The 9,291-nt window shown below is 64.7% G+C and carries 9 protein-coding genes; 6 read left to right on the top strand and 3 right to left on the bottom strand.

From position 1 onward, the window contains the following. Nucleotides 1–103: 103 nt before the first annotated feature. From icmH to tssJ, 3 genes are read right to left on the bottom strand one after another with little or no spacing between them, the layout of a single operon-like run. Nucleotides 104–874 carry a type IVB secretion system protein IcmH/DotU gene (gene icmH, locus NX778_RS07275; protein WP_258811001.1) on the bottom strand — a complete coding sequence of 257 codons (771 nt, stop codon included), beginning with the start codon at nucleotides 872–874 and terminating at the stop codon, nucleotides 104–106. Continuing rightward, the gene (tssK, locus tag NX778_RS07270) at nucleotides 871–2,217 is read right to left on the bottom strand and encodes a type VI secretion system baseplate subunit TssK (RefSeq protein ID WP_258811000.1); all 1,347 of its coding nucleotides are present in this window, start codon (nucleotides 2,215–2,217) and stop codon (nucleotides 871–873) included. Before tssK ends, icmH begins: the two co-directional genes overlap by 4 nt. A 52-nt stretch (nucleotides 2,218–2,269) precedes the next feature. Next, nucleotides 2,270–2,809, bottom strand: a complete 540-nt coding sequence (gene tssJ / locus NX778_RS07265) for a type VI secretion system lipoprotein TssJ (protein WP_258810999.1) — start codon at nucleotides 2,807–2,809, stop codon at nucleotides 2,270–2,272. Between the two features lie 193 nt (nucleotides 2,810–3,002). Between tssJ and NX778_RS07260 the strand changes: the two genes are divergently transcribed. From NX778_RS07260 to tssH, 6 genes are read left to right on the top strand one after another with little or no spacing between them, the layout of a single operon-like run. Then, nucleotides 3,003–3,566: a tetratricopeptide repeat protein gene (locus NX778_RS07260; RefSeq protein ID WP_258810998.1), complete on the top strand. Its 564-nt coding sequence runs from the start codon at nucleotides 3,003–3,005 to the stop codon at nucleotides 3,564–3,566. A 24-nt stretch (nucleotides 3,567–3,590) separates the two neighbouring features. Next, nucleotides 3,591–4,094 carry a type VI secretion system contractile sheath small subunit gene (gene tssB / locus NX778_RS07255; RefSeq protein WP_258810997.1) on the top strand — a complete coding sequence of 168 codons (504 nt, stop codon included), beginning with the start codon at nucleotides 3,591–3,593 and terminating at the stop codon, nucleotides 4,092–4,094. Nucleotide 4,095: 1 nt separating this feature from the next. Continuing rightward, nucleotides 4,096–5,580, top strand: a complete 1,485-nt coding sequence (gene tssC, locus NX778_RS07250) for a type VI secretion system contractile sheath large subunit (protein ID WP_258810996.1) — start codon at nucleotides 4,096–4,098, stop codon at nucleotides 5,578–5,580. A 29-nt stretch (nucleotides 5,581–5,609) separates the two neighbouring features. Beyond that, nucleotides 5,610–6,101 carry an Hcp family type VI secretion system effector gene (locus tag NX778_RS07245; protein ID WP_258810995.1) on the top strand — a complete coding sequence of 164 codons (492 nt, stop codon included), beginning with the start codon at nucleotides 5,610–5,612 and terminating at the stop codon, nucleotides 6,099–6,101. Between the two features lie 58 nt (nucleotides 6,102–6,159). Continuing rightward, a complete protein-coding gene (tssE, locus tag NX778_RS07240; protein ID WP_258810994.1) occupies nucleotides 6,160–6,633 on the top strand; it encodes a type VI secretion system baseplate subunit TssE in 474 nt (157 codons plus the stop codon). Nucleotides 6,634–6,649: 16 nt separating this feature from the next. Then, on the top strand, nucleotides 6,650–9,289 hold the full coding sequence (gene tssH, locus NX778_RS07235; RefSeq protein WP_258810993.1) for a type VI secretion system ATPase TssH: 2,640 nt from the start codon (nucleotides 6,650–6,652) through the stop codon (nucleotides 9,287–9,289). Nucleotides 9,290–9,291: the final 2 nt, after the last annotated feature.

Genomic DNA, 9,291 nt, shown 5'->3' with positions numbered 1-9,291 from the left:
CGGAAATCATATCGTCTCACGACGTATAGGGAACGACGTTCTCCATGTATTTGAGTTGGCTTCTAACTCCCATATCGCGGGCCCACCCGCCACCTACGCAACATCACGGCAACGTCACCGTCACATTCACAGCCCTCGGCGGCATCTTCACCACATCGTTGTACTTGGCCATCGCGGCATTGGTATTGTGCGCCAGGCTCGCTCGAAACCCCAGGTACGCCGACAGCCCCGCCAACGCAAACACCGACGCCAGCGCCCACAAGGACAAATCGCTGCGCAGCCGATTGACGATCTGGTCCGGCCGTTCCGCATGCGGTGCGAACCCGCGTGCCTTGCCGTGCATGCGCGCGATCTCCTCGCCCAGCCGCGCGGTCAGGTAGTTCAGCTTGTCCGGCGCGTCGAGCGCGAACCGTCCCTGGAAGCCGAGCAGCAGGCACATATGGAATACCTCCAGCGCCTGCAGATGCACACTACCCCTGGCGCGCAGGTCCTCCAGCCGGTTGAAGAAGTGCTCCCCCGCCAGTTGGTCGCCGAATACGCGCAGCTGCAATGGCCGGGTCTCCCACGATTCGCGGATATCGTGCTGCGACGCCAGCACGATCTCGTCCACCGCCGCGCAGAACGCGTACTTCGCTGCCGTCACGTCATCCGCGCCGATGCCGAGCTGCTTCGCCTGCCGGTCGACGTCGCCGAGGAAGCGCGTCATGTGGTCGGCGAACGCGTCCTTGTCAAAGGGACTGGCGCCGTTTTTCAGCATGAACAGCGCATAGAAGCCCTCATACATCAGGTCGACCAGGTTCCGCGGACCGGCGCCGCTTGCCGCGCGTGCCGGATCCTGGGCCGCGCGCCGTTCGATATGTTTGGATGTGCTCATGCTGCGATCGCAATCAGTTCGAGTTTCAGGTCGCGGATCCCGTTTGGCACGAAGATCGAGATGGCCTGCGCCTTCAACATGTTTTCATAAAGGGTGCCCTTGCTTTCGAGCGCGAAGTACAGCGCGCCCGGCCGGATCGGGATCGCTGCCGGCACCTGGGGGGCATGCACCAGCTTCACGCCCGGCATGGCCGACAGCACGAACTTGTCCACGTCTTCCGGGGAACCCACCTTGAAGCGGAGCGGTACCACGTCCACCATCTGCAGCGCCGGCATGTCCGCCGACACCGCGAGATACAGCGTCGTCTGCGCGTCGATCCGGTCCGAATCCAGCGCTCCAAGATGGAACGATGGCCGCTCGTTGCGCAGCGTGATCGCGAAGTACTTGGACGAGATCACCGTGTCGAGCAGCGTGCGGATGATGTCGTCGATGCGCGCGAACGCCGGGCCGGGATCCGCGTGTTCATACGCCGGCAGGTCTTCCAGCCGTATGCTGCGCGAGTAGGTCATCAGGCCTCCGGCGAGCGTCAGCAGCTCGGCGAACAGGCGCTCCGGATGCAGTTCCGGATGATTCAGGTACTGCGTCAGCGCCGCGTACCCCGTGCTGGCCGTGTGCAGCAGCCAGAACGACGACATGTCGCCGGCGCGGATCTCGACTACGTTCTTGCTTGGTTCGCGCTGGTGGCCGTACAGCGCATTCACCTTCGCCAGCAGCTTCTCCATCAGCCGCGCGAGCCGGGTGTGCAGGCCCGGTGCGCCTTCGATCGTCACCGATGGCGGCGTGAACGAAGGATCGACTTCGAAGCCGCCGGTGGCGACGCGCCGCAGTCGCACCAGCGGGAAGCTGTCGAAGGATTCGAGCGGATCGAGCTCGGACACCAGCCGCACCGTTTTCTTCAGGTAGCTGACCGGCGCCTCGGCCGCGCGCGTGAACAGGTCGTGGGTGTCGCGCTCCTGCTGTACGTAGCGCGTATCGAAGCTGGTCTCGGGCGAGGCACCGCAGTTGTCGCCATGCGCCTTCAGCGCGGGCAGGGCGACGTGGTAGGTCACCGACTGCACGCCGGGCGCCAGCTCCGACAGCCGAACCTGCAGCGGCAGCATATCGCTGGCCGGCGCGCGGTACACCTCGCCGTCCGCGAAGATCACCGACAGCTCGTCGACGCGCAGCACGTCCGAACGCAGCGCCTCGTGGTCGATCGCCAGCCTGCGCACGCCCCAGGAATACGGATGCAGCGCGCGCGCCGTCTGGTTCAGGCGCGCCTCGTGGTAGCGGTCCTGCTGCTGGAAGTGCTGCGGCCGCAGGAACAGTCCCTCGCTCCACAGCACCTTCGATGGAATGCTCACATTCACTCCTCGCTTTCCCGAAATCTCTAGCTTGAAGGAAATCGTATGTGCGTCATTGACAGTGCACAGATGACATCATCGTCGCGGGGCCCGAAATTGCCTTCGCGCCGCTGCCGGCGGACAGCGCGCAGGCCAGCAGGCCGACCGTGACGCCGTTCCGTTCCGCCTCGGCTGCGGGGAAGGCCACGCGCCAGCGTTGTGCGGCCGGTGCACGGAACAGGGCGGCCACGCCGATGTAGCCTGCCTCGCGCGAGACCGTCTCATCCAGGTCGATCTGCTGCCCCGGCACCAGCGTCACCTCCCTGGCCTCGACCAGGTCCGCGCCCAGCGCCTGCTTTTCGCTGCCCGGATCAAGGAAGGCCGCGAACGGGGCGCTGTCAAATGCACTGAGCTGGCGCAATTTATAGATGCGAACCACGAGGGCCAGCGATTGTCCGTCGGCGCTGACGTTCAGCCGTGGCGCCGCCTGCAGGTGCAGCGCGACATGGCGCGGCGCCTGCAGCGCCTCCGGCAGCGCGGGAGGCTCGCGCAGGCCGGCGCATCCAATCGTTGCTAGCGAACAGCTGATCGCGAAAATTGTTCGTATGCGCATCGGATTCCCCTTGCCATTGGTAAATCCCAGTCCCGACCTTAGCGCAGCCCGCGCCGGGCCCCCTGAGCAGGCGCAATGCTTGATATGAAAGAGCTCAAAGCGAAAGAAATCGCAGTCAATTGATAACACGCAATTTGTTGCGGAAGGCTTGCCGAATAATGGCCTCTGGTCAAAACGTTACCGGAGAGATGGCATGATCTTCCAGCGCGTGATTCCCAGTTTCCTCTGCGTGGCCGTCCTGGCCGCGTGCGCCACCGGCGGCCAGCCGTCCAAGCCGCAGACGATGGCGGCGATGATGTCCGAAGCCGACGCCGCCCTCATGATCGGCAAGAGCGACCAGGCGTTCACGGTCCTCAAGGGCGCCGGCAGCGCTTATCCTGCCGAGAAAGCGCCCTGGCTGCGTATGGCCCAGATCCGCTACGATACCAAAGACTACGGCGAAGCGATCGTCAACGCGCTTGAAGCGCTGGCACGTGATCCCAACGACACGCTGGCCAACAGCATTGTCGCCGTTTCCGGCCTGCGGGTGTCGAGCAAGGCGCTCGCCGACCTCACCCAGACCAACAACCTGTCCGGCCCCGTGCGCAGCGAAGCACAGGACCTGGCCAAGCTGCTGCGCAGCGCGCTGGGCGAGAAGGAGCTGGTGCCGGAACAGACCACGCGCAGCATCGCACACGGCAAGGAAGCGCCCAAGCGCACCGCCGCCGCCCAGGCGCGCCCCGCCGCCAGCAGCGATCCCTTCGGCGCGCTCAAGTGACCCGACCTGAAACCAGGAGACGACATGGCTAAGAGTGAAAGCGTGCAGAAGCGCCTGCAGAAAGTGCGCGCGCCGCGTGTGCAGATGACCTACGACGTCGAGATCGGCGACGCGATCGAGAACAAGGAGCTGCCCTTCGTGCTTGGCGTGGTCGGCGACTTCGGGAACGACCCGGCCGCCGGGAAGAAACGCCTCAAGGACCGTAACTTCGTCAACGTCGACGCCAGCAATTTCGACGAAGTGCTGGCCGGCGTGGCCCCGGTTGCCAACTTCCGCGTCGAGAGTCACCTGTCGCCGGAAGGCGGCGAATTCGCGGTCCAGCTGCAGTTCCGGCAGATGGACGACTTCCGGCCCGAGTCCATCGTGCAGCAGGTCGCGCCGCTCAAGGGGCTGCTCGAAGCCCGCTCGAAGCTGGCCGACCTGCGCAACAAGCTGGCCGGGAACGACAAGCTCGAAGACATCCTCAGCGAAGTGCTGTCGAACACCGAAAAGCTCGACAGCCTGCGCAAGGCGAACAAGGAGAAATGACATGGCGGCCATGCTGGAAGCGGCGGACAAGCCCGCGGTCGAACTGGACACCTCGCTGCTTGACCAGATCGTCGAGCAAAGCAGGGTGGCCAAGTCGAGCGGCGAAAAGGAGCGCGCGCGCGACATCATCTCCGAGCTGGTGACGCAGGTGATGGAAGGGACCATGGTCATGTCGGCCAACCTGTCGGTCACGCTCGACGCGCGGCTGGCGGAGCTGGACCGCATGATCTCGGCGCAGCTGTCGGCCGTGATGCATGCGCCCGAATTCCAGAAGCTCGAACGCAGCTGGACCGGGCTGCACTACCTGGTCAAGAACTCCACCACCAGCGCCAACCTGCAGATCCGCATGCTCAACGCGACCAAGCGCGAGCTGGTGAAGGACTTCCAGTCGGCGCTTGAATTCGACCAGAGCGTCATCTTCAAGAAGGTCTACGAAGAGGAATTCGGAACGTTTGGCGGCGCCCCGTATGGCGCGCTGCTCGGCGATTTCGAGATCACGCGCCAGCCCGAGGATGTCTACTTCCTGGAGCAGATGTCGCACGTCGCCGCCGCCGCGCATGCGCCTTTCATCACCTCGGCCGCGCCGGAGCTGTTCGGCGTCGACAGCTTCAGTGAGCTGGGCAAGCCGCGCGACCTGGCCAAGGTCTTCGACACCGTCGAATACGCCAAGTGGAAGGGCTTCCGCGAATCGGAGGACGCGCGCTACGTCGGCCTGGCGCTGCCGCGCTTCCTCGGCCGCCTGCCATTCAATCCGGTCGATGGCATCACCACCGAAGGCTTCAATTTCGTCGAGGACGTCGACGGCACCGACCACCAGAAGTACCTGTGGTGTAACGCCGCCTACGCCTTCGGCGCCAAGCTCACGCGCGCTTTCGAGGACTATGGCTGGTGCGCGGCGATCCGCGGCGTCGAAGGCGGCGGCCTGGTCGAGAACCTGCCGGCGCACACCTTCAAGACCGACGAGGGCGAGGTGGCTCTCAAGTGCCCGACCGAGCTGGCGATCACCGACAGGCGCGAAAAGGAGCTGTCGGACCTTGGCTTCATCTCCCTGGTCCACTGCAAGAACACCTCGTACGCGGCTTTCTTCGGCGCGCAGTCGGCGCAAAAGGCGAAGAAGTACGCCAACGAGGCGGCCAACGCGAACGCCGTGCTGTCATCGCAGCTGCAATACATCTTCGCGGTCTCGCGGATCGCCCACTACATGAAGGCCATGATGCGCGATAAGGTCGGCAGCTTCGCGGCGGCGTCGAACGTCGAGGACTACCTCAATCGCTGGCTGACGCAGTACGTGCTCCTCGACGATAACGCAAGCCAGGAACAGAAGGCGCAGTTCCCGCTGCGCGAAGCGAGCGTGCAGGTGTCCGAAGTGCCGGGCCGCCCCGGCGTGTACCGCGCGGTGTCCTTCCTGCGTCCGCACTTCCAGCTCGATGAATTGTCCGTATCGCTCCGATTGGTCGCGGAGCTGCCCCAATCGACCAAGAACTAACCTCTTCCAACCCGAACCAGGAGTAAGAAATGGCAATTGACGTGTACCTGCAAATCGATGGCATCAAGGGTGAGTCGATGGACGACAAGCACAAGGACTGGATCGAGTGCAAATCGGTGCAATGGAGCGTGAGCCAGCCCAAGTCCGCGACCGCATCGACCGGCGGCGGCCACACCGCCGAGCGGGTCGAGATGAGCGAAGTGGTGATCACCAAGATGGCCGACCTCGCGACCCCGATCCTGCTCCAGACCTGCGCTGCGGGCAAGACGATCCCGAAGGCGAAGCTGGAATTCATGCGCGCGGACGGCAACGGCGAGCGCGTCAAGTACTTCGAGGTCCAGCTCGAGAACGTCCTGATCGGCGACGTCTCGCCGTCGGTCAGCGAGGGCGACTTCATGCAGGAGAACGTCGGCCTGAAGTTCTCGAAGGTGAAGTACATGTACACCCAGCAGAAGGTCAGCGGCGGCGCCGGCGGCAATACCTCGGGCGGCTGGGACCTGGCGACCAACAAGATCGTCTGAACGGCTGGTTTGGCGATGATGCCGCGGCTTCGGGCCGCGGTATTTTTTGGAAGCGGCGATGAAAGGATTCACGCCTGGCTTGCTGGATCGGCTGATGGGTGCCGCCGCGGAAGCCGATGGCCGGATGACGCTCGACCAGGTTAAGGATCTCATTGCCCGCGACCTTGAAGCGCTGCTCAACACCCGCGCAATGCCGCGCTGGTTCGACGCCCATCCGCGTGCGCGCGGCTCGGTACTCAATTACGGCCTGGCCGATTTCGCGGGGATGTGCCTGACCAGCAGCGAGGACCGGGAGGCCATCTGCGCCAGCCTGAAGCTTGCGATCGAAACCCACGAGCCGCGGCTGACGCAGGTATGCGCCACGCTGGAGCCATCGGGTGGAAGCATCAACCGCCTGCACATCGCGATCAACGCCAAGCTGCTTGTCGGCGAAAACGGCGAAACGGTCAATTTCAACGCCGTGCTGCAACCGTCGTCATTGCGCTATTCGATCGTGCGAGGCGTGCGTCAGCGCAGCTTGGGAAAAATTTGATGAGAGAGGTGAGCCCATGGACATCAATCTTAAAACCCTGATCGGCAAGCTCAATGACACCACCCGCGCTGCGGCGACGCGTGCGGCGAATATCTGCGTCGGCCTCGGGCAGTACGAGGTCGATGTTGAGCACCTGTTCCTGGCCTTGCTCGAACAGCCGGGCAGCGACTTCGTGACCATCACGCGTCATTGCGACATCAGCGCCACCGGGCTCGAAACGGACCTGCGCAAGGAAATCGCGCGCTTTGCCGCAGGAAGCGGACGCACGCCGGTCTTCTCGAAGCACCTGCCGACGCTGTTCGAACATGCATGGCTGATCGCCTCGCTCGGAGGCGGCCAGCCGCAGCAGATCCGCAGCGGACACCTTCTGCAGGCACTGCTCAACGAACCGGACCTGGCGCAGCTCGCGCAGCGCGCGTCAAAGCTGTTTTCGAAGTATCCGCTCGACCGGCTCAAGCACGACTTCGACAAACTCACGCGCGGATCGGATGAGGCGACGACGCGGACGGTGCGGGACACGCCGTCCTCCGACCCGGTCACCGAGCTGGAAGCGCAAGCTCCTCTGAAAACGCCGGCACTGGACCAGTTCACCACTTGCCTGACCCAGCGCGCCCGCGAAGGCAAGGTCGATCCGGTGATCGGCCGCGACCCCGAGATCCGGCAGGCCATCGACATCCTGATGCGGCGGCGCCAGAACAATCCGATCCTGACCGGCGAAGCGGGCGTCGGCAAGACCGCGGTGGTCGAAGGGCTTGCCCTGCGAATCGCCAGCGGCGATGTCCCGGAGGTGCTGTGCGGCGTCGAGATCCACACCCTCGACATGGGCCTGCTGCAGGCTGGCGCCAGCGTCAAGGGTGAATTCGAGAGCCGCCTGAAGAACGTGATCGACGAGGTGAAGAGAAGCCCGCACGCCATCATCCTGTTCATCGACGAGGCGCACACCATGATCGGCGCCGGCGGCGCGGCGGGACAGAACGACGCCGCCAACCTGCTCAAGCCGGCGCTCGCGCGCGGCGAACTGCGCACTATCGCGGCGACCACCTGGGGCGAATACAAGAAGTATTTCGAGAAGGATGCCGCGCTGGCGCGCCGCTTCCAGGTGGTGAAGGTCGAGGAGCCCGACGAGGAGACCGCGTGCGCGATGCTGCGCGGGATGGCGCCCCTGATGGAGCAGCACTTCAAGGTCCGCATCTACGACGAGGCGATCCGGGAAGCCGTGCGCCTCTCGCACCGCTATATCAGCGGCCGACAGCTGCCGGACAAGGCGATCAGCGTGCTCGATACGGCTTGCGCCAAGGTCGCGCTGGGCCAGGATGCGACGCCGGCGCTGCTGGAAGGCGGCATGCGCAAGCTCGAACGGATCGACGCCCGGATCGCCGCGCTGATGCGGGAAGAAGCATCCGGCGCCAGCCATGCCGACGAGTTGCGGCGCTTGCGCATCGAACGCACCGGCGTGAACGAGGAATGCCAACGCCTGCAGCAGCGCTGGGAAAGCGAACGGGCCGTCGTCAACCGTATCAAGGAGCTGCGCGCGCGCCTCGAAGCGGGCGAGCCGGATGCCGATCGCGGGTCGCTGGCCGCGCTGATGGAAGAACTGCGCACGGTGCAGGGCGAAGCGCCGCTGGTGCCGGTGCAGGTGGACGGCCACGCGGTGGCCGCGATCGTCGCCAGCTGGACCGGCATCCCGCTCGGCCGCATGGTGAAGGACGAGATCAGGACGGTGATGAACCTGGAAGGGCTGCTGGAAGAACGTATCCTCGGCCAGCAGCACGCGACGGCCGCCGTGGCCCAGCGCGTGCGCACCGCGCGCGCCAACCTCGACGACCCGAACAAGCCGAAAGGCGTGTTCCTGTTCGTCGGCACCTCCGGCGTCGGCAAGACCGAGACGGCCCTCGCGCTGGCCGACCTGCTGTATGGCGGCGAGCGCAAGCTCATCACCATCAATATGAGCGAATACCAGGAGGCGCACAGCGTGTCCGGCCTGAAGGGTTCGCCGCCGGGCTACGTCGGCTACGGCGAAGGCGGCGTGCTGACCGAGGCCGTGCGGCGCAATCCCTACAGCGTGGTCCTGCTGGACGAGGTCGAAAAGGCACACGGCGACGTGCTCGAACTGTTCTTCCAGGTGTTCGACAAGGGCGTGATGGACGACGCCGAAGGCCGCCAGATCGATTTTCGCAACGCGGTCATCATCCTGACTTCGAACGTGGCGTCGAGCCAGATCATGCAGGCCTGCCTGAACAAGCCCGCATCCGAACGGCCGGCTCCGGAGCAGCTGGCGGAGCTGGTGCGGCCTTGCTTGATGAAGCAGTTCAAGCCCGCCTTCCTCGGCCGGTTGGCCGTGGTGCCGTTCTATCCGATCGATGACGAGGTCCTGTCCAACATCATCCGGCTCAAGCTGGAACGCATCCGGCAGCGCGTGGCAGACAACCACCAGGCGCAATTCGATTACGACGATGCGCTGGTCAACGCCGTGCTGGCCCGCTGCACCGAGCTTGATTCCGGCGCGCGCAACGTCGACAACATCCTCAACGGGACCATGCTGCCCGAGATCGCCGATACGGTGCTTGCCAGGATGGCCGAAGGTGGCGCGATCGCGCGCATCAAGGTGGGCGCGACCAAGGCCGGCAAGTTCAAGTACGCCGTTGAATCGGCTTAGGG

The sequence above is a fragment of the Massilia terrae genome (genome assembly GCF_024753145.1).
Taxonomy (GTDB): Bacteria; Pseudomonadota; Gammaproteobacteria; order Burkholderiales; family Burkholderiaceae_D; genus Telluria; species Telluria terrae.
Note: the sequence above shows the minus strand (reverse complement) of the source record. Positions and strands in the feature narration are given on the sequence as shown.

Excerpts from the sequence above, each read along its gene's own strand:
- icmH (WP_258811001.1), bottom strand. The coding sequence starts at position 874 with ATGAGCACATCCAAACATATCGAACGGCGCGCGGCCCAGGATCCGGCA.
- tssJ (WP_258810999.1), bottom strand. The coding sequence starts at position 2,809 with ATGCGCATACGAACAATTTTCGCGATCAGCTGTTCGCTAGCAACGATT.
- NX778_RS07260 (WP_258810998.1), top strand. The coding sequence starts at position 3,003 with ATGATCTTCCAGCGCGTGATTCCCAGTTTCCTCTGCGTGGCCGTCCTG.
- tssB (WP_258810997.1), top strand. The coding sequence starts at position 3,591 with ATGGCTAAGAGTGAAAGCGTGCAGAAGCGCCTGCAGAAAGTGCGCGCG.
- tssC (WP_258810996.1), top strand. The coding sequence starts at position 4,096 with ATGGCGGCCATGCTGGAAGCGGCGGACAAGCCCGCGGTCGAACTGGAC.
- NX778_RS07245 (WP_258810995.1), top strand. The coding sequence starts at position 5,610 with ATGGCAATTGACGTGTACCTGCAAATCGATGGCATCAAGGGTGAGTCG.
- tssE (WP_258810994.1), top strand. The coding sequence starts at position 6,160 with ATGAAAGGATTCACGCCTGGCTTGCTGGATCGGCTGATGGGTGCCGCC.
- tssH (WP_258810993.1), top strand. The coding sequence starts at position 6,650 with ATGGACATCAATCTTAAAACCCTGATCGGCAAGCTCAATGACACCACC.